The 26,612-nt window shown below is 72.3% G+C and carries 23 protein-coding genes and 1 riboswitch; of the genes, 9 read left to right on the plus strand and 14 right to left on the minus strand.

Going from position 1 to position 26,612, the window contains the following annotated elements:
* Together ACFYY1_RS02935 and ACFYY1_RS02940 are read right to left on the minus strand one after the other, a co-directional pair.
* On the minus strand, positions 1–663 hold the full coding sequence (locus ACFYY1_RS02935) for an HAD-IA family hydrolase (RefSeq protein ID WP_388579963.1): 663 nt from the start codon (positions 661–663) through the stop codon (positions 1–3).
* Positions 664–899: 236 nt separating this feature from the next.
* Positions 900–1,919 (minus strand): peptidoglycan-binding protein, encoded by a 1,020-nt coding sequence (locus tag ACFYY1_RS02940; protein WP_388579965.1) that lies wholly within the window; start codon positions 1,917–1,919, stop codon positions 900–902.
* Between the two features lie 206 nt (positions 1,920–2,125).
* Here ACFYY1_RS02940 and ACFYY1_RS02945 point away from each other — a divergent pair, with 206 nt between their 5' ends.
* On the plus strand, positions 2,126–4,174 hold the full coding sequence (locus ACFYY1_RS02945; RefSeq protein ID WP_388579968.1) for an MFS transporter: 2,049 nt from the start codon (positions 2,126–2,128) through the stop codon (positions 4,172–4,174).
* A 28-nt stretch (positions 4,175–4,202) separates the two neighbouring features.
* On the opposite strand, the gene ACFYY1_RS02950 is transcribed toward ACFYY1_RS02945, so the two are convergent.
* Entirely contained in the window at positions 4,203–4,691 is a 489-nt protein-coding gene (locus ACFYY1_RS02950) for a GNAT family N-acetyltransferase (protein WP_388579971.1), read from the minus strand.
* A 58-nt stretch (positions 4,692–4,749) separates the two neighbouring features.
* Positions 4,750–5,835, minus strand: a complete 1,086-nt coding sequence (locus ACFYY1_RS02955) for a DUF2330 domain-containing protein (protein WP_388581452.1) — start codon at positions 5,833–5,835, stop codon at positions 4,750–4,752.
* Between the two features lie 123 nt (positions 5,836–5,958).
* On the opposite strand from ACFYY1_RS02955, the gene ACFYY1_RS02960 reads away from it, so the two are divergent.
* Both ACFYY1_RS02960 and ACFYY1_RS02965 read left to right on the plus strand, forming a co-directional pair.
* Positions 5,959–6,117: a hypothetical protein gene (locus tag ACFYY1_RS02960; RefSeq protein WP_388579973.1), complete on the plus strand. Its 159-nt coding sequence runs from the start codon at positions 5,959–5,961 to the stop codon at positions 6,115–6,117.
* A 163-nt stretch (positions 6,118–6,280) separates the two neighbouring features.
* The gene (locus ACFYY1_RS02965; protein WP_388581455.1) at positions 6,281–8,266 is read left to right on the plus strand and encodes a bifunctional glycosyltransferase 87/phosphatase PAP2 family protein; all 1,986 of its coding nucleotides are present in this window, start codon (positions 6,281–6,283) and stop codon (positions 8,264–8,266) included.
* A 132-nt stretch (positions 8,267–8,398) separates the two neighbouring features.
* Here the strand turns inward: ACFYY1_RS02965 and ACFYY1_RS02970 are convergent, their stop codons facing one another.
* Positions 8,399–9,463 carry an AEC family transporter gene (locus ACFYY1_RS02970; RefSeq protein WP_388579976.1) on the minus strand — a complete coding sequence of 355 codons (1,065 nt, stop codon included), beginning with the start codon at positions 9,461–9,463 and terminating at the stop codon, positions 8,399–8,401.
* A gap of 150 nt (positions 9,464–9,613) precedes the next feature.
* Positions 9,614–10,864, minus strand: coding sequence for a cytochrome P450 (locus tag ACFYY1_RS02975; protein WP_388579979.1), 1,251 nt, complete (start codon positions 10,862–10,864; stop codon positions 9,614–9,616).
* A 281-nt stretch (positions 10,865–11,145) separates the two neighbouring features.
* Here ACFYY1_RS02975 and ACFYY1_RS02980 point away from each other — a divergent pair, with 281 nt between their 5' ends.
* Together ACFYY1_RS02980 and ACFYY1_RS02985 are read left to right on the plus strand one after the other, a co-directional pair.
* Complete coding sequence (locus tag ACFYY1_RS02980; RefSeq protein ID WP_376627276.1) at positions 11,146–12,315, plus strand: steroid 3-ketoacyl-CoA thiolase; 1,170 nt, start codon at positions 11,146–11,148, stop codon at positions 12,313–12,315.
* Between the two features lie 114 nt (positions 12,316–12,429).
* On the plus strand, positions 12,430–13,743 hold the full coding sequence (locus tag ACFYY1_RS02985) for an alpha/beta hydrolase (RefSeq protein WP_388579982.1): 1,314 nt from the start codon (positions 12,430–12,432) through the stop codon (positions 13,741–13,743).
* Positions 13,744–13,883: 140 nt separating this feature from the next.
* On the opposite strand, the gene ACFYY1_RS02990 is transcribed toward ACFYY1_RS02985, so the two are convergent.
* The 8 genes from ACFYY1_RS02990 to ACFYY1_RS03025 form a co-directional block, all read right to left on the minus strand.
* Positions 13,884–14,621, minus strand: a complete 738-nt coding sequence (locus ACFYY1_RS02990) for a hypothetical protein (RefSeq protein ID WP_388579985.1) — start codon at positions 14,619–14,621, stop codon at positions 13,884–13,886.
* A gap of 261 nt (positions 14,622–14,882) precedes the next feature.
* Positions 14,883–15,323, minus strand: coding sequence for a transglycosylase SLT domain-containing protein (locus ACFYY1_RS02995; RefSeq protein WP_388579988.1), 441 nt, complete (start codon positions 15,321–15,323; stop codon positions 14,883–14,885).
* Positions 15,324–15,645: 322 nt separating this feature from the next.
* Positions 15,646–16,464, minus strand: coding sequence for an ECF transporter S component (locus ACFYY1_RS03000; RefSeq protein ID WP_388579991.1), 819 nt, complete (start codon positions 16,462–16,464; stop codon positions 15,646–15,648).
* Positions 16,461–18,173 (minus strand): ABC transporter ATP-binding protein, encoded by a 1,713-nt coding sequence (locus ACFYY1_RS03005; RefSeq protein ID WP_388579993.1) that lies wholly within the window; start codon positions 18,171–18,173, stop codon positions 16,461–16,463. The genes ACFYY1_RS03000 and ACFYY1_RS03005 overlap by 4 nt, the downstream gene beginning before the upstream one ends.
* A complete protein-coding gene (locus tag ACFYY1_RS03010; RefSeq protein WP_388579996.1) occupies positions 18,170–19,351 on the minus strand; it encodes an energy-coupling factor transporter transmembrane component T in 1,182 nt (393 codons plus the stop codon). Before ACFYY1_RS03010 ends, ACFYY1_RS03005 begins: the two co-directional genes overlap by 4 nt.
* The gene (locus tag ACFYY1_RS03015) at positions 19,348–20,037 is read right to left on the minus strand and encodes an SCO2322 family protein (protein ID WP_388579998.1); all 690 of its coding nucleotides are present in this window, start codon (positions 20,035–20,037) and stop codon (positions 19,348–19,350) included. Before ACFYY1_RS03015 ends, ACFYY1_RS03010 begins: the two co-directional genes overlap by 4 nt.
* On the minus strand, positions 20,034–21,308 hold the full coding sequence (locus ACFYY1_RS03020) for a prenyltransferase/squalene oxidase repeat-containing protein (protein WP_388580001.1): 1,275 nt from the start codon (positions 21,306–21,308) through the stop codon (positions 20,034–20,036). Before ACFYY1_RS03020 ends, ACFYY1_RS03015 begins: the two co-directional genes overlap by 4 nt.
* Positions 21,309–21,417: 109 nt before the next feature.
* A riboswitch (cobalamin riboswitch) is annotated at positions 21,418–21,553 on the minus strand.
* A 194-nt stretch (positions 21,554–21,747) separates the two neighbouring features.
* Positions 21,748–22,788: an MBL fold metallo-hydrolase gene (locus tag ACFYY1_RS03025; RefSeq protein WP_388580003.1), complete on the minus strand. Its 1,041-nt coding sequence runs from the start codon at positions 22,786–22,788 to the stop codon at positions 21,748–21,750.
* Positions 22,789–23,055: 267 nt separating this feature from the next.
* Here ACFYY1_RS03025 and ACFYY1_RS03030 point away from each other — a divergent pair, with 267 nt between their 5' ends.
* The 4 genes from ACFYY1_RS03030 (at position 23,056) to ACFYY1_RS03045 (ending at position 26,592) form a co-directional block, all read left to right on the plus strand.
* Positions 23,056–24,516 (plus strand): aldehyde dehydrogenase, encoded by a 1,461-nt coding sequence (locus ACFYY1_RS03030; protein ID WP_388580006.1) that lies wholly within the window; start codon positions 23,056–23,058, stop codon positions 24,514–24,516.
* Positions 24,516–24,749: a ferredoxin gene (locus tag ACFYY1_RS03035; protein ID WP_388580009.1), complete on the plus strand. Its 234-nt coding sequence runs from the start codon at positions 24,516–24,518 to the stop codon at positions 24,747–24,749. Before ACFYY1_RS03030 ends, ACFYY1_RS03035 begins: the two co-directional genes overlap by 1 nt.
* Positions 24,750–25,276: 527 nt before the next feature.
* The gene (locus ACFYY1_RS03040) at positions 25,277–26,284 is read left to right on the plus strand and encodes an urea transporter (protein WP_388580011.1); all 1,008 of its coding nucleotides are present in this window, start codon (positions 25,277–25,279) and stop codon (positions 26,282–26,284) included.
* Positions 26,281–26,592, plus strand: coding sequence for an urease subunit gamma (locus tag ACFYY1_RS03045; protein WP_388580014.1), 312 nt, complete (start codon positions 26,281–26,283; stop codon positions 26,590–26,592). The genes ACFYY1_RS03040 and ACFYY1_RS03045 overlap by 4 nt, the downstream gene beginning before the upstream one ends.
* Positions 26,593–26,612 lie beyond the last annotated feature (20 nt).

Genomic DNA, 26,612 nt, shown 5'->3' on the forward strand with positions numbered 1-26,612 from the left:
TCAGCGCGCGCTGATGTGCAGCCGGATCGCGCCGTCCGGGGCCGCTTCCACCCGGATCCGCGTCAGGTCCTCGACGTGCACGTCGGGGGAGAGCGCTCCGGCACGCGGGCCGACGCCCACGACGCGCATGCCCGCCGCCCGGCCTGCCGCGATGCCCGCCTCCGAGTCCTCGAAGACGACGCAGTCCGCCGGGTCGAAGCCCAGCTCGGCCGCGCCCTTGAGGAAGCCCTCGGGGTCCGGCTTGCTGGCGCCCACGCTCTCGGCGGTGACGCGGACGGCGGGCATCCGCAGGCCCGACGCGGTCATCCGGGTCCGGGCCAGCGCCTCGTCCGCCGAGGTGACCAGGGCGTGCGGCAGCGCGGTGATCGCGTCCATGAAGGCGGGCGCGCCGCCGATCGGTACGACGCCTTCGGTGTCGGCGGTCTCCTCGGCGAGCATGGCCCGGTTGTCCGCGTAGTTCTGCTCCATCGGGCGGTCCGGGAGGAGTACCGCCATGGTGGCGTACCCCTGCCGTCCGTGGACGACCTTGAGCGCGGCCTCCGGGTCCAGCCCCTCGCGCAGTGCCCAGCGCCGCCAGCAGCGCTCCACGACGGCATCGGAGTTCACCAGGGTGCCGTCCATGTCCAAAAGGAGGGCGCGGGCGGTGAGGACGGTGGCCGGCATGGGCGGGCTCCAGGGCGCGGGGGAGCGACGGCGCCGGGAAGCGACGACGCGGGAAGGAGAACAAGCAGCCTCGCCCGCCGGTCAGGGAGTGGCGGGCGGAGGCTACTTTGTTTCATCACGATACAAAAACCTGTCCGAGAAAGCCAATTCCGTCGGTTTCGGGTGGCCGGCGCGGCAGGGTGCGGGCGGAGGCGGCGGAACGCGACCGGCCGGTCCGGCGGAGCGTGACCGGCCGGTCACCGGCCCGTTGTCTCCGCCTCCAGCGCGCGGCGGGTGCTGGGGCCGTACACCCCGGGCGGATCGCCCTCGATGGACTTGTACGACTGGTAGACGCTCACCGCGTGCTCGACCTGGTTCGTGTAGTCGCCGTCGTCGCGTCCGTGGTAGAGCCAGACCTCCTCCAGGCGGCGCTGCAGCTCGGCCACCGCGGGCCCCTGGTCGCCGGGGCGCAGCGTGGGGCCGGCCAGGGACGCGGGAGGTTCGGCCGCCGGCGGGCTGCTCGCGGGGTGCGAGGGTGCGACGGAGGCCGGCGGCGAGGAGGCGGTGGACGTGGAGGGGGACGGCGAGGTGCTCGCCGAAGGGGAGGGCGAGACCGGTGCGGACGGTGACACGGAGGCCGACGCGGAGGGCGAGGGCGGTCCGGAGGCCGGTGCCGGCTTCGTGGCGGGGATGCTCGCCTCGGGCACGTCGACCGCCGCGCCGGGCAGGGCCTGCCGCCGGTCCGTGTCCCCGTTGTCGCCGCCACCGAGCAGTCCGGCCGCGAAGGCCGCCGCGCCCACCACGGCGGTCAGGGCCACCCCCACGGCGACGGCCGCGAAGGGGCGGCGGCGTCGAGGGCTGCCGGGCTCCTCGTCGGGCGCCCCGGCAGGAAGGCCGGGGCCGTCGGGAAGGCCGGGGCCGTCGGGACCGGCGGTGTCGGGCAGCGGGCCCACCGCGGTCGGGCCGAGGAAGAGCGGCATCGTCGTGGCCGCGTCCTGCGAGGGGTGGTGCGGTCCCCGCTCCTGCGGGGTCTCGTCGCCGCCTGCCGGGGCCCCGTCGACCCCCAGCGTCACGTACGGACGTATCCGCAACGGATTGAAGTCCTCGGCGGCCGCCATCTCCGCCTTCTCGGCCGCCGACCGCTCGGTGGCCCGGTGCTGCTCGGCGGCCCGCAGCGCACATACGCACCCGGCTCCGGCCCCGGTTGCGTCCCCGGCCCCGGCCCCGGTCCCGGCCCCGGGCACGTCTCCGGCCCCGGCCCCGGGTCTGCTGTCCATACCGCACTCCGGGCACATATGTCCGGTCATTGTGGATCCCTCCCCTTGAATGCCCTGCGATTATGCAGCGCGCCGCCGGAACGCCCAACGCCGCACCCGGGCGCCGCGCACCAAGGCGCGTCGCCCGCTCCCGTATCGCCGACTCGGCAGGCCATAACGGCATGAGAAGGCCAGGATGGGGATGTAGCGGATCCGAGGAGATGTCCATGGCCCAGCACCTGAGCCGCCCGGCCCCGGCCCCGGCCCCCGGCGAGGAGCCCTCCACGCGGTCGGTCCTCGTGCCCATCGGTGCGCTGCTCCTCGGCATGCTCCTGGCCGCACTCGATCAGACCATCGTCTCCACCGCACTGCCGACCATCGTCAGCGAGCTCGGCGGCCTGGAACATCTCTCCTGGGTGGTCACGGCCTATCTGCTGGCATCGACCGCGGCGACCCCGCTCTGGGGCAAGCTCGGCGACCAGTACGGCCGCAAGAAGCTCTTCCAGGCCGCCATCGTCATCTTCCTCATCGGCTCGGCGCTCTGCGGCATCGCCCAGAACATGCCCCAGCTCATCGGCTTCCGGGCTCTTCAGGGCCTCGGTGGCGGCGGGCTCATGGTGCTCTCGATGGCGATCGTCGGCGATATCGTCGCGCCGCGCGAACGCGGCAAGTACCAGGGCCTGTTCGGTGCGGTCTTCGGTGCGACCAGTGTCCTCGGACCGCTCCTCGGCGGTCTGTTCACCGAGCACCTCAGCTGGCGGTGGGTCTTCTACATCAACCTGCCGATCGGCGTCGTGGCGCTCCTCGTGATCGCTGCCGCGCTGCACATCCCGGTCCGCGGCACGAAGCACACCATCGACTACCTCGGCACCTTCCTCATCGCCTCCGTCGCCACCTGCATGGTTCTCGTCGCCTCGCTCGGCGGCACCACCTGGGCCTGGGGATCGGCGCAGATCATCGGCCTCGCCGTACTGAGCGTCCTGCTGCTGATCGCCTTCGTGTACGCGGAGCGCCGGGCCGCCGAACCCGTCATCCCGCTGAAGCTCTTCCGGATCAGGACCTTCACCCTCGTCGCCGTCATCAGCTTCGTCGTCGGCTTCGCGATGTTCGGCGCGATGACCTACCTGCCGACCTTCCTCCAGGTGGTGCACGGCATCACGCCGACGATGTCCGGCGTGCACATGCTCCCGATGGTGCTGGGCCTGCTCATCACCTCGACCGCGTCCGGGCAGATCGTCAGCCGCACCGGCCGCTGGAAGGTCTTCCCGATCGCGGGCACCGGCCTCACCGCGATCGGACTCCTGCTGCTGCACCGGCTCACGGAGACCAGCAGCACCTGGGTGATGAGCAGCTACTTCTTCGTGTTCGGCGCCGGACTCGGCCTGGTGATGCAGGTCCTGGTGCTGGTCGTGCAGAACGCCGTCACGTACGAGGACCTCGGCGTCGCCACCTCCGGCGCCACCTTCTTCCGCTCCATCGGCGCCTCGTTCGGCGTCGCCGTGTTCGGCACGATCTTCACCAACCGGCTCCTCGACAAACTGACCGTCGCGCTCGCCGGGCAACCGCTGCCCCCCGGGGTCGGTGTGAACGGGCTGGCCTCCGACCCGCGCTCCATCGGGCAACTGCCGCCCGCGCTGCAGCCGGCGGTGCTCCACGCGTACGCGACGTCGATCACGGACGTGTTCCTGTACGCGGCCCCCGTCGTGCTGATCGCCTTCGTCTTCGCCTGGTTCCTCAAGGAGGACAAGCTGCGCGGCTCGGTGACCGCTCCGGAGGCCAGCGAGACCCTGGCGTCGAACCCGGTCGAGCGGTCCTCGTACGACGAATGCGCCCGCGCCCTCTCGGTGCTCGCCACGCGTGCGGGGCGCCGGGAGATCTACGTGAAGATCACCGAGCGGGCGGGTTACGACCTGCTGCCCGCGGCGAGCTGGATGCTGCTGCGGATCAAACGGCACGGCACGGTCGAACCGGCCATGCTCGCCGACATCACCCCGGTGCCGCTGCGGGTGATCAGCGACGCGGCCCGGCAACTGGAGGAGCGCGGGCTGGCCCGCCGCGAGGGCGTGCAACTGGTGCTCACCGAGGCGGGTTCGGAGGCCGTGGTGAAGCTCGCGGAGGCCCGTGAGGCGTCCATGGCCGAGCTGCTGGGCGACTGGTGGGGGCCGGACCGGCCGACCGACCTGGTCAGGCTCGTGGAGGAGCTGACCGCGGAGACGAACGGGTCGAGCAGGGAACGGCCGCACAGCCCCGAACCGAAGCGGGACCACGCGGCCTGACCCTCACCGGCCCCATCAGCCCCGCGGCCTACGGCCTCGGGCTCAGCTCCTTCGCGAACCAGTGCTCCGCGTACTGCCGCCGGTGGAACGCCGGGACCTCACGGTAACCGTGCTTGGCGTACAGCCCCCGCGCCTCGACCAGGTCGTCGCGGGTGTCGAGCCGGAGGGTGCGTACGCCGAAGGCGCGCGCCGCGTTCTCGACGGCCGCCAGGAGCAGCCCGCCGCCGCCCGTGCCGCGGTGCCCGGGGCGTACGAACACCCGGGTCAGCTCCGCGGTGTCCGCGTCCACCACCAGCAGCCCGGCGCAGGCGGCGGGCTTTCCGTCGAACCGGCCGACGACGAACTGACCGGTGGGCGGTACGAGCCGGTCGGCCCCGTCGTCGGTGAGACCCTCGTCGATCTCCTCGGCGGTGGCGGGCCGTCCCCAGTAGCGGCTGGCGACCTCGTCGTAGTAGTCGCGGCGCAGGAGCGAGGAGTCGGGGGAGTCGAACGGTTCGTGGGCCAGCGTCCAGGTCATGCCGGTCATTCTGACCTGAACACGATCAAGTGGACCAATGGTTTGCGGGTACCGCCCTTCACCCCGTACGCAGGTGTTCGGTTCCCCCGGTACTCGCGCCCCGCCGCCGGGCCCGCCGCTTCAGCAGCACCGCGGCGACCGCCAGCAGTACGACCGCGAGCAGCGACAGCACCCAGACGGGGATGTCCCCCACCGTCAGCAGCCGGTCCCGGTACACCGTCATCCGGTACGGGGTGTCGGCGTCGGCCGCGCGCAGCCGGTGGTCGCCGTCGATCCGCTCCGGGTGCGGGAACGACTGCTTGATCGCGGTGAGGAACACCGGATCCGCCCCCGTCAGCTTCTCGACCGAGTCCGTGTCTTCCGATGACGACCGGGGATCGATCCTGCCCGCGTACGTCACCTGCGGCGCATCGCCGCCGATCGGCCCGCTCGGCTCCATCCGGTGATCGGCGAGGACGTACAGGCCGAGGCGCTGCGGCGTCGAGGCGAGCTTCGACAGTCGCATCGGGTAGACCAGCCGGTCGCTGGCGAAGGTCAACCGCAGTGGTTGGAGAGGGCCACCGAGCGGAATGCCGTCGTCCCGGGGAGCGAGGCGGATCGCGACGTACTCCCACTTCTGCTCGACATAGGGCTTCAGTGCCGTCGCCAGCCGGTCGGGCAGGTCGAAGCCGTTGTCCTCCAGCCATTTCTGCAGCGCCTCCGGGTCGGTCGCCGCCAGCCGCGCCACATCGAAGGGGCCGAGGAGCTGCCGGCCGACCACGTCGACCGTCCGGGCCCCGGCCGACGGAGCGGCGGCCGAGTCCCCGACGCCGCCGGAGCCGCCGAGCGGCCAGTCGCGGGAGCGGGGCCAGAAGTAGTGCCTGGTCACCCGCTCCGGTGCGGAGAGGAGGTAGAGCTCGGAGAAGAGGGCCGGATCGCCGAGCTCCACGCTCGCGCGGTGCGGCACCGGCATGATCCACGCCGCCTCGGGGGCGTTCCCGCGGACCGTGAGCCGCATGACGATCTGCTCGGTCCGGCCGTCCCAGTCGACCACCGACGTCTCCTCGTCGACCGAGACCTGGGACTCCTTGCTCGGGACCATCGCCCCGCAGCCACAGGCGTACGCCGGGCTGATCAGCGACCCCAGTTGCAACGACACCACCATCAGCAGCAGTGACAGCGCCCGCGCCGGCCACCCGCGCTCCCCGCCTCGCACACCCCGCACGCCCCGTACGCCCCGCGCACTCCGTTTCACCCTTGCGCACCGCATGTCCCGTCCGGCTCCCCCGTGATCGACGACGTGATCGACAACACGGGGGAAGGACGTGCGCGCCGTGAATCCGGTTCCGGCCCCGGTTCCAGCCCTGGTTTCGGCTCCGGCTTCGTTTCCGATTTCGACTGCACGAACGCGTATTCGGAAAAAACCGGCATGGCGGTCAAGCAATGACAAGGGTGATTGTGGCTGTCTCATAGCGTAATGCGATGGTTTCACAGCGTGCCCGGATCAAGGGGGCACCGGAACGGCGGGAGGGCCGCGCGGCGTGGCGAATGCGGAGCACAGTGTGCGGGGAAATCCGGCGACCGGAGCGAGGACCGGGGCGGCCCGGGTCCTGCTCTGGCTGATCGTGGCCGCGCTGGCCGTACGGCAGATGGCGGTGGTGATAGGGCAGCCACCGGGCGAACGGCTCACCGACCTGACGGCCTGGATCAGCGGGAAGAGCGTCCTGCGCGTGCCGGGGTCGCTGTACGACAGCGACCGGTTCACCGGCACCCCCTTCGCCGGGCTGGTGCTGAAACCGCTGATCCGTGCCGCGGAACAGAACCTGGGCGTCGTCTGGACCTTCGGCTCGCTGCTGCTCGTCGCCGCGCTGGGCGTCGTCGCCGCGCGTGCGCTGCCGGGGCCGGTGGCCCGCCGTACCGCGCTGCTGGCCGCACCCGTCGCGATCAGCCTGCTGATGCTCTCGCTGCCGGTCCGCAACGCGCTGCACCTGGGGCAGACCAGCGTCCTGCCGGTCCTGCTGGTGCTGCTGGGCTGCTGCGCGGTCCGCGGGGAACGCGCCTCGGGTGTCCTGATCGGGCTGGCGGCCGCACTCCAGCCGACCGTGCTGCTCTTCGCCGTACTCCTCCGGCTGACCGGGCGTCGGCAGGCCGCGGCGACCGGCGGCGCGTTGTTCGCCGTCTGCACGGCGCTCGCCTGGGCCGCGCTGCCGGGCGACTCGTGGACGTACTGGGTGCACCATGTCGCGGGCACCGGGCTCGGCGGCAGCGCGGACAGCCTCGCCAACCAGTCCCTGCACGGTGCCCTGCTCCGGTTCGGGCTCACGGGTCCGCCGGAGGCCGCGCTCTTCGCGGCGCTGGCGGTCGCCGTCTGCCTCCTGGGGCTGCGCCGTGCCGCCCGGTACGCGAGCGACGGGCAGTTGCTCCTCGCCGTCGCCGTGACCGGCTGCGTCGCCGTCGCCGTCTCGCCGGCCGCCTGGCAGTACCAGCTGCTCTGGGTGCTGCTCGCCGTGGTCGGCCGGGTCGGGAGGCGGGCCCGCGACCGGCTGGTCTGGCCCGCCGTCGTGGCGCTCGTCCTCACGCTGCCGGGGACGATGCTGCTGCCGAACATCGAGGTGCTCTTCCCCTTACGCGACAACGTGCTGCTGATCGCCGCGCTCGCCGCGGCCTGCGTCGTGCCGTTCCTGCCGCGCGCCTCGGAGCACTGGCAGCACCCGGTTCCCACGGACCGGGCCGACCCGGTCCCGGCCCGCCGGAGCCGGATTCCGCTGCCGCCGTACTGGCGGCGGGTGCTCAGCCGGCCCAACCTGCTGCTGGAACTGCTCCTGATCAGGGTCGTGTACTCCGCGTACGCCCAGGTCAGGCTCGCGGCGACGGCCGGCCGCGGCACCGCCGAACACCACGGCCGCCGGATCCACGCCATCGAGCAGTGGCTGCACATCGACATCGAACACCGGGTCAACCACGCGGTCGTGGACATCGGCTGGCTGAGGGCCTTCTTCGACTACTACTACTCGACGTTCCACTTCATCGTGCCGCTGGCGATCCTCGGTGTGCTCTACGTACGGCGTCCCGCCGACTACCGCTGGGCCCGCACCGCCATCGGCTTCGCCACGGTGCTCGCGCTGGTGGGCTTCTGGCTCTACCCGCTGGCCCCGCCGCGCCTGATGCCGGGGCTCGGCTTCATCGACACGGTCCACGGCGTCCAGGACTTCGCGAAGCCGGACTACGGGAGCCTGACCGCGATGACCAATCAGTACGCGGCGATGCCCTCGCTGCACTTCGGCTGGTCGCTCTGGTGCGGTGCGGTCGTCGTCGTACTGGCCCCGAGGGCGTGGATGAAGGCGCTGGGGCTGCTGCACCCGCTGTTCACGGTCTCCGCGATCGTCGCCACGGCCAATCACTGGGTGCTGGACGCGGTGGGCGGAGCGGCCGTGGTCATGCTCGGCTTCGCGCTCACCCACGCGCTGGCCGGTCCGCGGAGGCCGCGCCCGGCGGCCGTACCGGCGGTGACCGGAACGCGGGTCGGCCCGGAGCCGTCGGCGCCGGTGCCGGAACCGAGAGCGACGGACGAGGCACTGGGCAGCAAGCAGCTCTGACGGCGCCGATGGGCCGGAGCCCCGGAGGGCCGAAGGGGTGCCGGGACGAACACATCGTCCTGGCACCCCTTCGGCGTGGATCGCCGCCTGACCAGCATCCGCCCGCCGGCCCGAGTCCGCCACTCGAACGGCTCAGGGGCCGGTCGTTCCCAGGGCCCAGGTGGCGAGGGAGAGCGTGCCCATGGAGACCACCGTCGAGGTCACCACGGCATTGCGGGCCGGCCGGGTGTCCAGACCGTACTGCTGGGCGTAGATGAAGGCGTTCTGAGCGGTCGGCAGAGCCGAGCAGAGCACCACGGCGAGCAGTTGGTGCTCCGGCAGATGCAGCAGCGGGCCGCCGACGGCCAGGGCCGTCAGGGGCTGGACCAGCGTCTTGAGCGCCACCGCCACGACGACCTCGGCACGCGCCGTGCGCACCGGCCGCGCCGTGCGCACCGGTTGTTCCATGTGCTCGGGCCGTGCCGTGCGCTCCGGCCGTGCCGTGTTTCGCACGAGCTCCGCCGAACCGGGGGCGGCCGGGCGGGCGTTCAGGGACAGACCCAGTGTGATCAGGGCCGTCGGTACGGCGGCGGCGCCGAGCAGATCGCAGGAGTGGGCGAGCGCGTGCGGCAGCCGCAGGCCGAGCGCGGACACGGCCACCCCGAGCAACGAGGCCATGATGATGGGGTTGCGGACCGGCATGGTCAGCATCCGCCGGAACACGACCGCCCTCCCGGAGCCCGGCTTCGCCCCCGTCCCAGCCCCAGCCCCGGCCCCCGTCCCCGAGTCCAGCAGCGCGAGGATCACCGGGGAGACCAACAGGACCTGGAACAGGATGATCTGGGCGACGAACGACGCGTCGCCGAGCACCTGGACCGCCACCGGGATGCCGAGATTGGCGGAGTTGACGTAGCCCGACGTCATGCTGCCGATCGCCCGGTCCGCCGTGCCCCGCCCGAAGAGCCGCCCGGCCGCCAGGAATCCGAGGCCGCAGACCAGCGCGGTGCCCGCCGCGAAGGCCACCATCGAGGAGTTGGCGAAGGTGTTCAGCCGGGCCCCGGAAACCATGGTGAACAGCGCGGCGGGCATGGCCACATGGAAGACGAACCGGCCGAGCACAGCCTCCGCCTGCGCACCGAGCAGTCCGCTGCGGCCGACCGCGTAGCCGACCGCGGTGAGCATCCAGATGGGCGCGAAGGCGGAGAGCAGGGCGTGCATGCCCGCCATGATCCTCGCGCCGTTGTGCGCCTCCCGCGCGGGGGTTCGGAGGGAGGCGCGTCTCCGGCGTACGGTTCCGGCGTGCGTTTCCGGCCCAGGTCTCCTGCGTACTTCTCCTGCGCACGTCTCCGGCGTACGGACGGCAGCGGGTCAGCTCCTGGCGGTGCTGACCTGAAGCTGCTTGATCCCGTTGAGCCACGCCGAGCGCAACCGCCGTGGATCGCCGACCAGCCGCAGATCGGGCAGTACGTCCGCGATCGCGTTGAAGATCAGGTTGATCTCCATCACGGCGAGGGACTTGCCGAGGCAGAAGTGCGGTCCGCCGCCGCCGAAGCCGAGGTGGGGGTTGGGATCGCGGCTGATGTCGAAGGTCTCCGGGTTCTCGAAGACCTCGGGGTCGTTGTTGGCCGACGAGTAGAACAGCCCGACCCGGTCCCCCTTCTTGATCCGCTGCCCGCCCAGTTCGGTGTCCTGGGTGGCGGTCCGCTGGAAGGAGACCACGGGGGTGGCCCAGCGGACGATCTCCTCGGCGGTCGTCTCCGGGCGTTCGCTCTTGTAGAGCTCCCACTGGTCGGGGTGGGTGAGGAAGGCGTGCATGCCGTGGCTGATGGCGTTGCGGGTGGTCTCGTTGCCGGCCACGGCGAGCAGGATCACGAAGAAGCCGAACTCGTCGGAGGAGAGGTTCCCCTCGCCCTCCGCGGCGACCAGTTGGGAGACGATGTCCTTGGCCGGGCACTCCTTGCGGGCGGCCGCCAGGTTCATCGAGTACGAGACGATCTCCATGGCCGCCTCGGTGCCGACCTCCTCGGTGATCGCGTACTCGGGATCGTCGTACGCGGCCATCTTGTTGGACCAGTCGAAGATCTTGGACCGGTCCTCCTGCGGTACGCCGATGAGTTCCGCGATCGCCTGGAGCGGCAGCTCGACGGCGATGTTGGTGACGAAGTCGAACGATCCGTCCTCGTCGGCGGAGGCGAGCGCGGTCTCGACGATCGAACGGGCGCGGTCGCGCAGCGCCTGCTCCAGGGAGCGCACCGCCCGGGGGGTGAAGCCGCGCTGGACGATCTGGCGGACCCGGGTGTGCTCGGGCGGGTCCATGTTCAGCATGATCAGCTTCTGGACCTCGATCTGGTCCCGGCTGATCGACTCGTTGAAGCGGATGACCGCGGTGTTGGTGTTCGAGGAGAACAGCTCGGGGTGGGTGGAGACGTACTTGACGTCCGCATGCCGGGTGACGACCCAGTAGCCCTCGTCGTCGAAACCGGAGATGCCGGTCGGCTGGGCGCACCACCAGACCGGTGCGGTCTGCCGCATCTGCGCGAACTCGGGGTGCGGGATGCGGGCTTGGAGCAGATCGGGATCGGTGAAGTCGAACCCTGCGGGCAGATGGGGGCAGGACATCGGCAGCTCCAGGTCGGTCCGAGGGCCGCCCGGACGTTGCCTGACGACCCATCAGATGTTGACGGAAAGGTAGTAACGAGTTCTACAACTGGCAAGAGCGGCGGTCCGTTCTGTTGCGTGAAGGGTGAGTGAGGCCGGTATGAAGTGGTGCGCAAGGGCGTGCAGCACTCTTGCGTACCGGGGGTAAGCCTCATAAGACTGCTTGCAGAACTAGAACGCGTACTAGTTCCATCCGCGGGCGCCGGGACGCCCCTGCGGAAGCGCGAGGAGAGGACGAGCTCATGGCCGCGGAACCCGTCATCGTCGAAGCCGTACGCACCCCCATCGGCAAGCGCGGAGGCGCGCTCGCCAATCTGCACCCCGGCTATCTGCTGGGCGAGACCTACCGAGAACTCCTCGGCCGCACCGGCATTCACGCCGACTGCGTCGAACAGATCGTCGGCGGCACCGTCACCCACGCCGGCGAACAGTCCATGAACCCGGCCCGCAACGCCTGGCTCGCCGTGGGCCTCCCGTACGAGACCGCCGCCACCACCGTGGACTGCCAGTGCGGTTCCTCGCAGCAGGCATCCCACATGGTGGCCAACATGATCGCGGCCGGAGTCATCGACGTCGGCATCAGCTGCGGCGTCGAGGCCATGTCGCGGGTGCCGCTGGGCAGCGGTTCCAAGCACGGACCGGGCAAGCCCTGGCCCGACGAGTGGAACGTCGATCTGCCCAACCAGTTCGAGGCCGCCGAGCGCATCGCCCGTAAGCGCGGACTGACCAGGGAGAACGTCGACTCGCTCGGGTTGATCTCGCAGGAACGGGCCGCCGTCGCCTGGGCGGAGGAGCGGTTCAAACGGGAGACGTACGCCGTCCAGGTGCCGACCACCGAGGAGGAGCAGGCGGCCGGGCAGGGCATGTGGCGCCTGGTCGACCGGGACGAAGGACTGCGCGACACCACCATGGAGGGGCTTGGCCGGCTCAAGCCCGTCATGCCCACCGCCATCCACACCGCGGGCAACTCCTCGCAGATATCCGACGGCGCCTGCGCGATCATGTGGGCCTCCAAGCGGATGGCGCGCGCCCTCAAGCTCAAGCCGCGCGCCCGGATCGTCGCCCAGGCCCTGGTCGGCTCGGACCCGCACTTCCACCTGGACGGGCCGATCGACGCGACCCGCGCGGTGCTCGGCAAGGCGGGGATGTCGCTCAAGAACATCGACATCGTCGAGATCAACGAGGCCTTCGCGTCGGTGGTGCTGAGCTGGGCGCAGGTCTTCGAGCAGGACCTCGAAAAGGTCAACGTCAACGGCGGAGCCATCGCGCTCGGCCACCCGGTGGGTTCCACCGGGGCCCGGCTGATCACCACGGCGCTGCACGAACTGGAGCGCCGGGACAAGGAGTTCGCGCTCATCACGATGTGCGCGGGCGGCGCGCTGGCGACCGGGACGATCATCCAGCGGCTCTGACCGCAAGCGCCCCGCGCAGGGGTGGCCCCCGGTCCGGGGGTGTCGTCAGGTGCACCCCGGGCCGGGGGCCCACGCCGATGCCGGCGCGGCGCCCGGCCGCCTAGCGTCGTGGCCATGGACAACGACAACATGCGTACGGGACACCGGACTTCATGCAATGGGCGGCGCATCGCCCGCCGGACGACGGCGGCCGCCGCGGTGATGGTCCTGGCCGCCCTCGGTATCGCACCGGCCGTGGCACAACAGCCCACAGGGACCCCCGGGGCCGCCGGGACCCCTGAGGCACCCGGGGCGCAGCACCCGTACGCCGCGCACGGCAGAGGAGCCCTGCTGAGCGTCACCCCCGTGGCCGACCTCGACCGCGCGGACGTCGCCCGGTTCCTCTCCTCGGGCGGCATGGACACCGGTACAGTCCGCCACGGACTGCGCGCCTACCGCCTCACCTACCGCACCGTCACCCCCCAGGGCGCACCCACCACCGCGACCGGCCTCCTCGCCCTGCCCAAGGGCGGCCCCCACCGGCTCGACCTGGTCTCCGACACCCACGGCACCATGGCCCACCGCGACTACGCCCCCTCCGTCGGCGAGGACTTCGGCCGCTACGCCCCGTACCTGCACGCCTCGGCGGGCCGCGCCGTCGCCGCTCCCGACTACCTGGGCCTCGGCAAGGGGCCCGGACGCCACCCGTACATGGACACCAAGTCCTCCGTCACCGCCTCCGTCGACATGCTGAGGGCCGCCCGCACCGCCGCGCGGCGCCTGGACCGGCCGCTCACCGGCGATGTGTACGCCAGCGGCTTCTCCCAGGGCGGCCAGGTCGCGATGGCCCTGGGCAAGGCGCTCGACGGCGGCGCCGACCGGCACTTCAGGCTCCGGGCGCTCGCCCCCGTAGCGGGCCCCTACGACATCGAGCACGCGGAAACACCTGCCCTGTTCGACGGCAGGGTCAACGACATCAGCGCCGTCTTCTACATGTCGTACTACCTCACCGCGCAGAGCCGGCTGCACCCGCTCTACAAGGACCCCTCCGAGGCGTTCCGGAAGCCGTACGCCGCGATCGTGGACGACCTCTTCGACACGAACCACACCGAGGAGGAGATCATCCCGGCCCTGCCCGCGACACTGAAGGAGCTGCTCACCGACGACTACTACCGCCGGCTCCAGCACCCCACCGGCGGACTGCTGGCCGCGGCGCGCGCCCAGGACGGCAGCTGCGACTGGAAACCGGACGTTCCGGTGCGGCTCCACTCCTCGTCCGGCGACACCGATGTCCCGATCGCCAACGCCCGCCACTGCGCCGCCGATCTGGCCGCGCGGGGCGTCGACGCCCCGGTGGTCGACCAGGGCGGGGCCGACCACAACACCACGTACATGAAGTCGGGTCCGCAGATCGTCCGCTGGTTCGACACGGTGGCCGCACGGCACTGAGCATGGGGGGCGCGGGGCGCGGGGCGCGGGGCGCGGGAGCGCGCGGGGCGTGGGGGGCGCGCGCGGAGGGTGGGGGTGTGGGGGGAACCCCGGCCGATGCTCCGGCCGGGGCCCGCGTCGCCGGGGCGACGGGGCGTGCCTCAGTACGGCACGTGGGTGGGGAAGGTGGCGGTGGGGCTGAACAGCGCCGCGTATCCCTCCTCGTGGCGGCGGTGCCGCCCGGACCGGCTGACGTCCGCGACCGGGTGCGCGAGCGTGATCAGCCCGTCGTTGGCGAGCTCCTGTACCCGCATCAGCAGTGCCCGTACCTCCAGGCCGAGTTCGGCGGCCACCGTCTGCAGATCGAGGCCGGACTCCCAGCTCCACAGCAGTACGGAGTCCATGCTCGGCGACCAGACGACGGTGTGCTCCATCTCGGCGGGCGGAGAGGGAGCCGGGATGTGGGCCAGGACCCCGGTGGTTGCCGGTGCCGGTGCCGGTGCCGGGATCCATGTCGGGGTCGGGGGCGGGGGTGCGGCCGGAGTGGGGGGCACGGCCGTGGTCACGGTCACGGTCGGGGTCCGGGCCGGGGTGGGCCGCGGTGCTTCCGGCGGCGGTGCGGGGGTCTCGTCGGCCGGGTGGGGCAGGGGCTGTTCCGGCGCGGCGGGCGGCTTCCCCGCCGGTTCGCCCGCCGTCGGCAGGTTCTGCTTCAACAGCTCTTCGGCGAGGGACCGTGCGTCGCTGCGGCCGACGGTGCGCCGTGCTAATCGCACCTCGCGTTCGTTCAGGCCCATCAAATCGGCGATCGAACCGTCGTCGCCGACCGTGACGGCGAAAGCGGCCAGCGTTCGGCTCCGCTCCGCCTGTGTCTCGTCCAGCACCGCCTGTGCGCGGCGCATACGTTCGTCGCTGGCGCAGAAAGCTTCCGCCAGGACGGTGTTCCGCTCCCAGAATTTTCGTGGTTCCACGGAAGGGACAACGCGTCGGCCGCCGCTGGGAACGGACGGGCAAGCCAAAAGCGCCTAAATGGACTAACGGGTCATTAAGTTATCCAAGTGATATCAAGTGCCCTATTCGCTCGGGCGGGTGAGGGCCGGGTACGGCGAAGACCCCGACCGGTGGTCGGGGCCTTCGGGTCAGCCTGCGTACGAGCCGTCGGCTCAGTACCAGTGGTTGGCCTGCCAGAACGACCAGGCGCCGCACGGGCTGCCGTAGCGGGAGTTCATGTAGTCCATGCCCCACTTGATCTGGGTGGAGGGGTTGGTCTTCCAGTCGGCACCGGCGGAGGCCATCTTCGAGCCGGGCAGGGCCTGCACGAGACCGTAGGCGCCGGAGGAGGCGTTGGTCGCGCTGGGGTTCCAGCCGCTCTCGTGCTGGACGATGTTGCTGAAGCACCGGAACTGCGCGGCGTCGCCGATCATCGCCTTCGCCGTGGCCTGCGCGCTCGCTCCGACGGACGTCGGCGCGGCGGCCGGAGCGGCCATGGCCGGCGTGACGCCGAGGCCCAGACCGGTGGCGCCGAGGAGCACGGCGGCGCCGGCGACGGCGGACTTGCGGCGGGCGGTGCGGGGCTTGGCGAGGATGTTGCGGGCGAACGACACAGAGAAGTCCTGACGTCGGGTACGGGGGAGGTCGCGGGCCGGTCCGGATCGTGCGGTCGTGCGGGTGGGCCGGTCTTCGTCGACCGCGGTCCGGTTCGGCGGACGCTGCGGTGCTCGGCGACTCATCCAGTGTTAGCGGCGGCGTTCAGCCGTGGCAACGACCCCGGGTACGAGCCCGTCTCGTACCCGGACCGAAGGGCCCCGGACCGCCCCGACCGGCCCGAAGGCGTCATGGCAGGTCGGACGGGGCGCCGAGCGGGTCCCGCGATTCACGCCAGGCCACTACCCCGCATAGTGGAGGACCAATGGCCTGTGGGAGCCCTCACTCGCGGGGAGCGTCAAATGTGACCTGGGCCTCGAAGTTGGCGCGTCGGGTGGCCCGTCGCAGCGCCTTCAGCAGCGCCGGACCGACGGCCAGCGTCAGTACCGCGGTGAGCACCGCCCGGCCCAGGTCCCAGCCGAGCGAGGTGGCCGCGCAGTACGCCAGGAAGCGGACCAGGTTGTCCGCCAGTGGATCGCCCGCGTGGAACGAGACGCCCGAGCCGGCCGGCGGCACCATCGTCCAGCCGTACAGGTTCATCACCGTGCCGTACGCGAACGACGCCACGAAGCCGAACCCCGCCAGCATCAGCAGCTCGCCCCGCCCGCGCAGCCGGTCCGGGCCCGGCAGCAGGCCCGCGCCCATCGCGAACCAGCCCATCGCCAGCATCTGGAACGGCATCCACGGCCCCACCCCGCCGGTGAGCAGTGCGGAGGCGAACATCGTCACCGCGCCGAGCACGAAGCCGAAGCCGGGCCCGAGCACCCGGCCGCTCAGCACCATCAGGAAGAACATCGGCTCCAGCCCCGCCGTGCCCGCCCCCAGCGGCCGCAGCGCCGCGCCGACCGCGGCCAGCACCCCCAGCATCGCCACCGCCTTCGCGTCCAGACCGGAGTCCGCGATCATCGCGACGACCACCCCGACCAGCAGCGGCAGCAGCGCGGCGAACAGCCACGGCGCGTCCCGCGAGTGCGCCAGACCGGCATCGGGGCCGGCCAGCAGCGGCCAGCCGAACGCGACCACCCCGATCGCGCTGATGAGAACGAGCGCGGCGATCGCCCGCGGCCCGAGCCGTACCGGCCGCACCTGGCGCCCGCTCATGACGGCTCTCCCAGCGCGGCGCGCACCTGGGCCACGGTCAGCCACTCCTGCGGGGCGAGGATCTTCGCGGTCTGCGGGGCGAACGCCGGGGACGAGACCACCACCTGCCGGGTCTCCCCGTCCGCGACGACCTCCCCGTCGGCGAGGATCACCACCCGGTGCGCCAGCTCCGCGGCGAGCTCCACGTCGTGCGTGGCCAGCACGATCGCGTGGCCGTCGGCCGCGAGGCCCCGGAGCACCCCGACCAGCCGGGCCTTCGCGGCGTAGTCCAGGCCACGGGTCGGCTCGTCCAGGAGCAGCAGCGGGGGCCGCGCGGTGAGCACGACGGCCAGGGCGAGCGCGAGGCGCTGGCCCTCGGAGAGATCACGGGGATGGGTGTCGTCCGGTACGCCCGGCAGCAGCTCGGAGACCAGGGCCCGGCAGCTGCCGGGGGCGGCGCCCGCGTCGCTGTCCGCCGCAGCGCACTCGGCGGCGACGGTGTCCGCGTACAGCAGATCGCGCGGTTCCTGCGGTACGAGCCCGACCCGGCGCACCATCTCGCGCGGCTGGGTGCGGTGCGGGGCCCGGCCGCCGACGAGGACGGTGCCGGTGGTGGGCTCGACCATGCCGACGAGGGTGGCCAGCAGGGTGGACTTGCCCGCGCCGTTGCGGCCCATCAGGGCGACGGTCTCGCCGGGGGCGACGGTGAGCGTCACCCGGCGCAGCGCCTCGACGCGCCCGCGCCGTACGCCGAGCCGTTCGACCCGGGCCGTGACGTCGGTGACCGGCTCGGGCACATCGGCCGCCCGCCCGCCGCGCCCCAGCAGCCGGGCCAGGACACCGCGCCGCTCGGGGGAGGGGCTCAGCGGCACCGGGCCGGGAGCGGCCACCGGCTCCGGGGCGGGCGGGCGCACCGGCGCCAGCCGTTCGCGCAGGTCCGCAGCCCGGCGCCGGGCATCGCGGACCGACAGCGGCAGCGGCTCCCATCCCGCCAGCCGGCCCAGCGCGACGACCGGCGGGTGGACCGGGGAGACGGCCATGACGTCCGCGGGCCCGCCCATGACCGGGGCGGCGCCCGGCGACGGCAGCAGGACGACCCGGTCCGCGTACTGCACCACCCGCTCCAGCCGGTGCTCCGCCATCAGGACCGTCGTACCCAGGTCGTGCACCAGCCGTTGCAGCACGGCGAGGACCTCCTCGGCCGCCGCCGGGTCCAGGGCGGACGTCGGCTCGTCGAGGACCAGGACCTTCGGGTGCGGGGTGAGGACGGAACCGATCGCGACCCGCTGCTGCTGACCGCCGGAGAGCGTGGCGATCGGCCGGTCGCGCAGCCCGGCGAGCCCCAGCAGGTCCAGGGTCTCCTCGACCCGCCGCCGCATCACGTCGGGGGCCAGGCCCAGCGACTCCATGCCGTACGCCAGTTCGTCCTCGACCGTGTCGGTGACGAAGTGGGAGAGCGGGTCCTGGCCCACCGTGCCGACCAGGTCGGCGAGTTCACGCGGTTTGTGGGTACGGGTGTCACGCCCGTCGACCGTGACCCGGCCGCTCAGCGTGCCGCCGGTGAAGTGCGGCACCAGACCGGAAACGGCACCCAGCAGCGTCGACTTGCCGACCCCGGACGGTCCGACGAGCAGCACCAGCTCGCCCTCGGGCACGGTCAGGTCGACCCCGGACAGGGTGGGGCGCTCCGTCCCCTCGTACCGCACCGAGACCTGCTCGAACCGGATCACTGGATCTCCTTGGAATTCGGCGCACCCACAGGCGCACCCGCGGGCGCACCCATCGGCGGCGGCACCGGCGCCACCACCGCGGGCAGCAGCCCGATCAGCACGGCCGCCGCGGGCCACAGCGGAAGCACCGGCGCGACCAGCGGTACGACCCCGGGGTGCAGCGCCGCCCCGTCGACACCGCCCGCCCAGATCATCGCCACCGCCACCGCGACACCCGAACCCGCGACCAGCCAGGCCCGCGCACCCCACCGGTCGGGCCGGTAGCGGGTACGGACCGACCGGGCCCCGCCGAGCCGCAGCCCGGCCAGGGCGGCGACGAGCCCGGCGATCAGCACCGGCAGCCCGTACACCGCGCCCTGCGCGGCCAGCAGCCCGTACGTACCGGCGCACACCCCGAGCAGCCCGCCGAGCGTGAGGACGTTCGTGGTGCGGCGGACGGCGGGCGGGACCTGGGCGGTGCGCCCGTAGCCGCGCGCGTCCATCGACGCGGCCACCGCGACCGACCGCTCCAACGCGCCCTCCAGGACCGGCAGTCCGATCTGGAGGACCGCCTTGACGCCGCCGGTCGGACGGCCCCGCAGCCGCCGCGCGGTGCGCAGCCGCATCACGTCGGCGACCATGTTCGGCGCGAACGTCATCGCGACGACGACGGCGACCCCCGCCTCGTACAGCGCGCCCGGCAGCGACTTCAGCAGCCGGGCCGGGTTGGCGAGCGAGTTCGCCGCGCCGACGCAGATCAGCAGCGTGGCCAGCCTCGCCCCGTCGTACAGCGCGAAGAGCAGCTGCTCGGCGGTGACCCGGCCGCCGATCCTGACCCCCTTCGCCCAGTCGGGCAGCGGCACTTCGGGGAGCGTGAACACCGTGTGCGTACCGGGGATCGGCGAACCGAGGAAGACGGAGAAGACCAGCCGCACACCGACGACGAACAGCCCGATCCGGATGAACGCCCCGTACGAACGGGCCCACGGCGCGTCCGTACGGCGCGCGGCGACCACATAGCCGGCCACCGCGATCAGCAGCCCGAGCAGCAGCGGATTGGTGGTCCGGGACGCGGCGGTGGCGAGTCCGAGCGCCCACAGCCACCAGGCCCCGGCGGGCAGGGCGTTGCTCCGGGTCGCCTCGGGGGCGCGCAGCGGACGACGGCGCGCCAGGACCGCGGAGCCGGCCTGGGCGGTCATCCGCGGCGGCGGCGGGACTGCGCGACCGCGGCGATGCCGAGGAGGAGCACGGCACCGACACCGACGAGCACCCCGGCGGACGGGCCGCCGCCGGAACCGCCGGAACCGCCGGAGGCCGCGGACCCGGCAGGTGAGGCGGAGGCCGACGCGGCAGGCGCGCCGCCCCCGTCACCGTTCCCGGAGACCTGTTCGCCGCAGCCGGAGCCCGGGTAGCCGGTGATGGCGCAGAGCATCGCGTCGCTGCTGTAGCGCAGCGGCTTCGCCACCGCGGCGAGCGCCTCCGCGGCGCTCGCGTCCGGGGCGACCCGCGCACACGCGGTACGCGGCGCGGGCGGTGTCTCCCCTGCCGGGGCGTCCGCGGCCGTGCCCGGGTCGATGACGAGCGCGATCCGCTTGGTGCCGTCCTTCGCCGGGGTGTTGGCGCAGATCTTCGCGAAGTCGGGGGCGCGGCGCGGCTTCGCCGAGTCCTGGGAGTCCTCGCTGACCGAGAACCGGAAGCCCTGCACCGCCCCGTCGTCCGGCCGGACCAGGGACGGGCCCTGGGTGGCGTACGTCCAGTCGGAGCCGGAGCTCTCCCAGAACGACCAGTACCGGTAGCCGGCCGCCTGGGCCGGTCCCGCGCCGAGCACGGCCAGGACGGCGCCCAGGGCCACCAGCAGCGCGGCGGCCCGTCCCGCGCGCCTCACGGCTGCCTGTTCTTCCGGCGACCGCTGATCAGGAAGAACGCGATCGCGGCGAGGACGAGGCCGATACCGATGTACCACCACACGCCCCCGATCACGTCGTCGCCGCTGTGGACCTGGTCCTTCTCCGTGGGCTCGTACCCGGTGTCGGCGGACGGGTCGGGCGTCACCACGGCGGCGGGCTCGGGGCCGGCCGCGTTCAGCCGGGCGACCAGGTCGACGCCGCCGAAGTCCCGGGCGTTGTCGCCGGTCGCGTGGGCGGCCAGGATCAGCTGGGCGTAGGCGGCGGGTCCGCTCTGGGCGGCCCAGTCCGCGGAGTTCTTCTTCAGCCAGGCGATGGCCCCGGCGGCCTTGTCCTGGTGGCCGGCCGCGGAGAGCGCGACGACCGCGTCCGCGGTGTTGCCGAAGTCGGGCTGCGGGGTGGTGTCGGTGGCACCGGGCATCGGCGCCTGGTTCAGGTGGCCGCTGCCGGCGAGGGCACCGGTGAGGTAGTGGGCGCCGTTCTGGGCGGCCTGCTCGGGCGTGAGGGGGGAACCGGTCCGGCAGGTCGGTGCCTTGCCCGCGGCGTTGTTGCCGACCGCCATCGCCTTGCCCATCGTGCCGAGCACGGCGGCCGCGGTGGCGTCCGCGTTGGCGGTGAGCCCGCCCTTCTTGTCGGCCTGGTACGCGAAGGCGCCGCCGTCCTTCCCGCCGCACGGGATCGCGAGCGCGAGCAGCGGATCGTAGGGGGTCTTGCCGCCGGGGGTCGTGATGTCCGCGAGCCGCTGCCCCTGCCGGGCGAGGGCGCCGATCACCAGGGAGGTGGAGTTGGCGTCGCTGGGCGCGCCCGCGGTGTAGCCCCAGCCGCCGTCCTCGTTCTGCACGGACTTCAGCCAGCGGACCGAGTTGTTCACGGTCTCGCGGTGCCCGCCCACCTCGACCAGCGCCTGGGCGGCGGCCGCGGTGGCGTTGGTGTCCCGCACGGTCTTCGCGTCGCACGGCTTGGAGACGTCGGGCCGGAACGCGGCGTAGGAGCCGTCGGCGCACTGCTGGGAGATCAGCCAGTCCACCGACTTCGTGGCCGGGGTGACCCCTTCGAGCCGCTGGGCGAGGAAGGCCATCGACTGCCGCCACACGCCGTCGTAGGTGGGGTCCGCCGTGCCGTACAGCCCCGAGGGCAGCGCGACGGACGGCGAGGGCGACGGGGACGGCGCTGCCACCGCGACCGGCGCAGCGGCCGCGCAGAGCACGGCGGCGGTGGCGGCGAGCGTTGCTGCGCTGCGACGTACGGTCATGGCGGGCGGGGCCTCTCCTGCGGGGTGAACCGGGCACAGGCACGCTCAGGCACCAGGCTCCGGCTCCGTATACCTCGACGGTGCCGACCACCGGGGGATCCGGTGGTCCGAGCCGGTCACGACCGCGGACAGGGCATTCCGACTCACCGCCTGCGAAGACGGTTCACGGCTGCGTGGTCAGTGCCGGATTCGCACCGGCTTCCCCCTGAACGGGCATGATGACGACCCGCACACTGTACCGGGCGGGTCCGGTCGGGGTCCGGGCCGGGAGGAGCGCCCCTGATCACACCGAGACGTACGTCACGCCGCTCCGCTCCGCACCGCGGGCCGCGCTCGCACCGCGAGGCACGCGAGGCACGCGAGGCACGCGAGGCACGCGAGGCACGCGGCCATCACACCGCAACGCACCCCACCCCTCACCGCCGCACCCCGCCCCTCCTCACACCGCGATGTACGCCACCGGACCGGTCCCCGGCACCGCCTCCGCGCGCCCGAGCTTCACCAGTCGCCGCAGATGCGCCTCCGCCTCCGAGACGGCGATGTTCCGGGAGCCGTGCGGGATCTGCTCCCAGGGCCGGTTCCACTCCATCCGCTCGGCCAGCTCCCACGGCGTCAGCGGCTGCGCCAGCAGCCCGAGCAGCCCGGTCAGCCGCTCCTCGTGATGCCCGAGGAGCTCCCGTACCCGCCCCGCCGCATTGGTGAAGGCGTACTGGTGGGCGGGCAGCACCTCGGCGGCACCGAGCCTGCCGATCCGTTCCAGCGAGTCGAGGTAGTCGCCGAGGGGGTCGGTGGCCGTGGCGTCGTCCGGGTCCTCGTACAGCCCGATGTGCGGACTGATTCCCGGCAGCAGGTGGTCCCCCGAGAAGAGCCGCCCCCGGCCCGGCAGATTGCCCGGGTGATCCTCTTCCAGGTGCAGGCACACATGCCCCGGCGTGTGCCCCGGCGTCCAGATCGCCCGCAGCCTGCGCCCCGCCAGATCGAGCAGCTCACCGGGGACGATCTCGCGGTCCGGGAGCGCGGCCCGCAGCCCCGGCAGCGTCCGCATCCGGCCCCCGCCGGCCGCGGCGGCCCGCAACGGCGCGAGATGCTCCTCGGGCGCACCGACCGCGGTGAGCTTGGCCGCGAGATATGTCAGCCACCTGCCGGGTTCGTTCTCCCGGGTGCGGCGCACGATCGCGGTGTCCGCCGCGTGCATGGCGATCCAGGCCCCGGAGGCCTCGCGCACCTGCCCGGAGAGCCCGTGGTGGTCGGGGTGGTGGTGGGTGATGACCACCCCGTGGATGTCGGCCATCTCCGTACCGACGGCGGCGAGTCCGGCGACGAGCGTGTCCCAGGCCTCGGGATCGTCCCAGCCGGTGTCGATCAGAACCGGTCCCCGATCGGTGTCCAGGACGTGTACGAGGGTGTGGCCGAGCGGATTGTCCGGGATGGGCACCTTGATGCTGTGCACGCCCCCGCCGTGGTCGGTCACCTGCGCCATGAGGTCCCCATCTCTCTCGACGACGTGCGGCTGCGCTCCGTCGCGCCCGCATGTGGGTGCGTCGCGCCCACTGTAACGAGAACTTGTTCCAGTAGTAGCCCCGGTCGACCATCTGGTTCGGGGTGCTGTCGCGGACGTGGACTCCTGGAACTGGAACTGGTATCAGTTCTGACACAGAGTCAGATCCTGAATCGGATGCCGGGTCGGATGCCGATCCGGACCGGACGTCGATTCGGGCAACGCACCGCGCCGCGGGAGGCAGCAGCCATGACCGAGCTTGTCGAACACGGAAAACTGTTCATCGGCGGGGAGTTGGTCGATCCGCTGGGCCAGGACACCATCGAGGTCGTCTCGCCCCACACCGAGCAGGTCATCGGCCGGGTGCCACATGCCTGTGAGGCGGACGTGGACGCGGCCGTCGCCGCCGGGCGGCGGGCGTTCGACGAGGGGCCCTGGCCCCGGATGAGCCTGGACGAGCGGATCGCGGTGGTGACCCGGATCAAGGACGCGTTCGCCGTCCGGTACGAGGAGATCGCCCGGGTCATCAGCTCGGAGAACGGCACCCCGTACACGTCGAGCGTCATGGTGCAGGCCCTCGCCGCGATGATGGTGTGGGACTCGGCGATCACCGTCGCCCGCGAATTCGCTTACGAGGAGCGGCGGAACGGGGCGCTCGGGCCGCTGCTGGTGCGGCGGGAGCCGGTCGGGGTGGTCGCGGCCGTGGTGCCGTGGAACGTTCCGCAGTTCACCGCCGCCGCCAAGCTCGCGCCCGCGCTGCTGGCCGGCTGCTCCGCCGTGCTCAAGGTCTCGCCCGAATCACCGCTGGACGCCTACATCCTGGCCGAGATCGCCGCCGATGCCGGGCTGCCGGAGGGCGTGCTGTCGATCCTTCCGGCCGACCGCGAGGTCAGCGAGTACCTGGTCGGGCACCCCGGCGTCGACAAGGTGTCGTTCACCGGGTCGGTGGCCGCCGGGCGCCGGGTGATGGAGGTCGCCTCCCGCAATCTCACCCGGGTCACCCTGGAGCTGGGCGGCAAGTCCGCCGCCGTGATCCTTCCCGACGCCGATCTGGACACCGCCGTCGCGGGCATCGTCCCCTTCGCCTGGATGATCAACGGCCAGGCGTGCGTGGCCCAGACCCGCATCCTCGTACCGCGCTCCCGCTACGACGAGACGGCCGAGGCGTTCGCCGCCGCGGCGGGTGCGCTGAAGGTCGGCGATCCGCTCGACCCGGCCACCGAACTCGGCCCGCTGGTCGCGCGGCGCCAGCAGGAACGCTCGCTGGACTACATCAGGATCGGGCAGGACGAGGGCGCCAAGATCCTTACCGGTGGCGGCCGTCCGGCGTCCCAGGAGCGGGGCTGGTACGTCGAGCCGACCCTCTTCGGTGACGTGGACAACTCCATGCGCATCGCCCGCGAGGAGATCTTCGGCCCCGTCATCTGCCTGCTGCCGTACGGCGACGAGGACGAGGCCGTACGGATCGCCAACGACTCCGACTACGGCCTCAGCGGCAGCGTCTGGACCGCCGACACCGAACGCGGCATCGACATCGCCCGCCGGGTCAGGACGGGCACGTACAGCGTGAACACCTTCAGCCTCGACATGCTCGGCCCGTTCGGCGGGTACAAGAACTCCGGCCTGGGCCGGGAGTTCGGCCCCGAGGGGTACGGCGAGTACTTCGAGCACAAGATGATCCACCTGCCGGCCGGATACGAGGGGGAGTAATGGGGGACCGCTGGGCCGTCGAGGTCGACCGGAGCATCTGCATCGGCTCCGGGATGTGCCTGAACCACGCGCCGGGCCGGTTCGCGCTGGACACCGCCCGGCAGTCGCACCCGTCGGACCCGGAGACCGACGCCGACGAGAAGGTCCTCGTGGCCGCCGAGGGGTGCCCGGTCGAAGCGATCACGATCACGCTGATCGGGACGGGGGAGGTCGTCTTTCCGCCGGAGGACTGAGGGCGGTCCGGCAGGTCAATTGTCGAGGACGGACGAAATCTGATCGTCATCCAGGCGCTTGATAGCGATCTCGCAGCCTTTCTGTACCTTCGGTGAGCGGCAGGCAGGGATGGTGTCCCTGCCTGCCGCTCATGTCGTTGCGCCGTGCTCGTGCCGTGAGAGCCGGCATTCCATGGTGACGTTTTCCCGGTCGGAATGCCTGAGTGCGCGGTACGGGAAGGCGTGCGGCCGCGACTTCCCTGTTCCGTCAAACGATCGGTCAAGCAACAGGTACGAAACATTCAACCTCTGACCAAAGATCCCTCGGACGCGGGGCCGGAACACCCCGCCGGGCGCCCCGCGGGCGCGCCCCTCATCTGCGGACATGCCTGACCGTGTTCGTGCCGTCACATGGGGATGCGCCAACTGGGCGCCGCTGTCGTGCTGTTGCCGGGCGTACCGTCTCAACAGATTGTTGATCAAGATCCCGATCCCCCGGGGTGCCGGAGGGGTACGGGTCGATTCGCCATGTCCTCGAAGGAGATGACATGCCCGCAGCGGAGCAGGCGGCGCAGGGAGAACGGGCGGCGCCGGGACCGGACTGGGGTTCCCTCCGCGCCGGACTGGTGCAACTGCGCGGCGTCGCCCAGGTGGCACTCGTCTCCAGTCCCTGGTCCGGGCTGCTGTTCACCCTCGCGCTGTTCACCGGCGGGTGGCGTATCGGGGTGTACGGCCTGCTCGGCGCCGCCTCGTCCGCCGGGGCGGCGGTCCTGCTGGGTGCCGACCGGCAGGGGGTGAGCAAGGGGCTCCAGGGCTACTGCGGCTGCCTGACCGGCATCGCCCTCGTCGTACGGCTCGGTGCCTCCTGGCAGACCGCGGTGCTGGCCGTGCTCGGCGCGGCCGTCTGCTCGGTGCCGGCCGCCGCCGCGGGGCGGCTCCTCGCCCCGCTCGGGCTGCCGGTCCTGACGGCCCCCTACTGCCTGGTCGTCGGAGCGCTGACGATGGCGTTGCCCGGCGCCCCGGTCACCGCGGGCGTGGCCGACCGGGTTGCGGGGTTCACCGAGCTGACGGCCGCCGAGGTCTGGCGCGCGTTCTGCAACAACATCGGCCAGATCTTCTTCCTGGACAACTGGTACGCGGGTCTGATCCTGCTCGCCGGGCTCCTCGTCGCCTCCCGGACCGCGGCCCTCGCGGCGGTCGGCGGCAGCGTCCTCGCGCTGCTCACCGCCTGCGCGGCGGGGCTGCCCGCGGACAGGATCACCGAGGGGCTGTACGGCTACAACGCGGTGCTCTGCGCGATCGCGCTGGCCGCCACCTTCCTGACCCCCACCCCGTGGACCGCCGGGTACGCCGCGCTCGCCGCCGTGGCCTCGGTCCCCTTCAGTGCCGCCTGGGAAGCCTTCGCCCAGCCGTCCGGCACCACCCCCTTCACCTGGCCGTTCACCGTGACGACCTGGCTCTTCCTGGCAGCCGCTCCGGCTCTGGACCGGCCCGGGTTCCCCTTCGGGAAACGCCTTCGAGGAAACTCCTTCGAGAAAGCTGACGTGACGCCATGAACCTCGCACCGCGGGAAATCGACAAACTCCACGTCTACGTGGTCGCGGACCTGGCCCGCCGCCGCAGGGACCGGGGAACCAAGCTCAACTACAGCGAAGCCGCCGCCCTGATCACCGAGGCCGTCCTGGAGGCCGCGCGCGACGGCCACACCGTCGCCGAATGCATGGAGCTGGGCCGCAAGGTCGTCTCGGGCGACGACGTGATGCCCGGCGTACGGGAGATGCTCACCGTCCTCCAGGTCGAGACGGCCTTCGTCGACGGGACGAAGCTGGTCACCTGCCACGACCCGATCAGCGTCGGCGCCTGAGACCCACCGGACACGGAGGA

Source organism: Streptomyces sp. NPDC001890, assembly GCF_042891445.1.
GTDB lineage: Bacteria > Actinomycetota > Actinomycetes > Streptomycetales > Streptomycetaceae > Streptomyces.

What these genes read in the sequence shown, in the direction of transcription:
- ACFYY1_RS03020 (WP_388580001.1), bottom strand. Translation starts at nt 21,308, where the DNA reads ATGACCGTACGTCGCAGCGCAGCAACGCTCGCCGCCACCGCCGCCGTG.
- ACFYY1_RS02955 (WP_388581452.1), bottom strand. Translation starts at nt 5,835, where the DNA reads ATGGTGGTGTCGTTGCAACTGGGGTCGCTGATCAGCCCGGCGTACGCC.
- ACFYY1_RS02945 (WP_388579968.1), top strand. Translation starts at nt 2,126, where the DNA reads ATGGCCCAGCACCTGAGCCGCCCGGCCCCGGCCCCGGCCCCCGGCGAG.
- ACFYY1_RS02940 (WP_388579965.1), bottom strand. Translation starts at nt 1,919, where the DNA reads ATGGACAGCAGACCCGGGGCCGGGGCCGGAGACGTGCCCGGGGCCGGG.
- ACFYY1_RS03040 (WP_388580011.1), top strand. Translation starts at nt 25,277, where the DNA reads ATGCCCGCAGCGGAGCAGGCGGCGCAGGGAGAACGGGCGGCGCCGGGA.
- ACFYY1_RS02980 (WP_376627276.1), top strand. Translation starts at nt 11,146, where the DNA reads ATGGCCGCGGAACCCGTCATCGTCGAAGCCGTACGCACCCCCATCGGC.
- ACFYY1_RS03035 (WP_388580009.1), top strand. Translation starts at nt 24,516, where the DNA reads ATGGGGGACCGCTGGGCCGTCGAGGTCGACCGGAGCATCTGCATCGGC.
- ACFYY1_RS03000 (WP_388579991.1), bottom strand. Translation starts at nt 16,464, where the DNA reads ATGAGCGGGCGCCAGGTGCGGCCGGTACGGCTCGGGCCGCGGGCGATC.
- ACFYY1_RS03025 (WP_388580003.1), bottom strand. Translation starts at nt 22,788, where the DNA reads ATGGCGCAGGTGACCGACCACGGCGGGGGCGTGCACAGCATCAAGGTG.
- ACFYY1_RS02935 (WP_388579963.1), bottom strand. Translation starts at nt 663, where the DNA reads ATGCCGGCCACCGTCCTCACCGCCCGCGCCCTCCTTTTGGACATGGAC.
- ACFYY1_RS03010 (WP_388579996.1), bottom strand. Translation starts at nt 19,351, where the DNA reads ATGACCGCCCAGGCCGGCTCCGCGGTCCTGGCGCGCCGTCGTCCGCTG.
- ACFYY1_RS03045 (WP_388580014.1), top strand. Translation starts at nt 26,281, where the DNA reads ATGAACCTCGCACCGCGGGAAATCGACAAACTCCACGTCTACGTGGTC.
- ACFYY1_RS03030 (WP_388580006.1), top strand. Translation starts at nt 23,056, where the DNA reads ATGACCGAGCTTGTCGAACACGGAAAACTGTTCATCGGCGGGGAGTTG.
- ACFYY1_RS02970 (WP_388579976.1), bottom strand. Translation starts at nt 9,463, where the DNA reads ATGCACGCCCTGCTCTCCGCCTTCGCGCCCATCTGGATGCTCACCGCG.
- ACFYY1_RS02975 (WP_388579979.1), bottom strand. Translation starts at nt 10,864, where the DNA reads ATGTCCTGCCCCCATCTGCCCGCAGGGTTCGACTTCACCGATCCCGAT.
- ACFYY1_RS02990 (WP_388579985.1), bottom strand. Translation starts at nt 14,621, where the DNA reads ATGCGCCGCGCACAGGCGGTGCTGGACGAGACACAGGCGGAGCGGAGC.
- ACFYY1_RS02985 (WP_388579982.1), top strand. Translation starts at nt 12,430, where the DNA reads ATGGACAACGACAACATGCGTACGGGACACCGGACTTCATGCAATGGG.
- ACFYY1_RS02950 (WP_388579971.1), bottom strand. Translation starts at nt 4,691, where the DNA reads ATGACCTGGACGCTGGCCCACGAACCGTTCGACTCCCCCGACTCCTCG.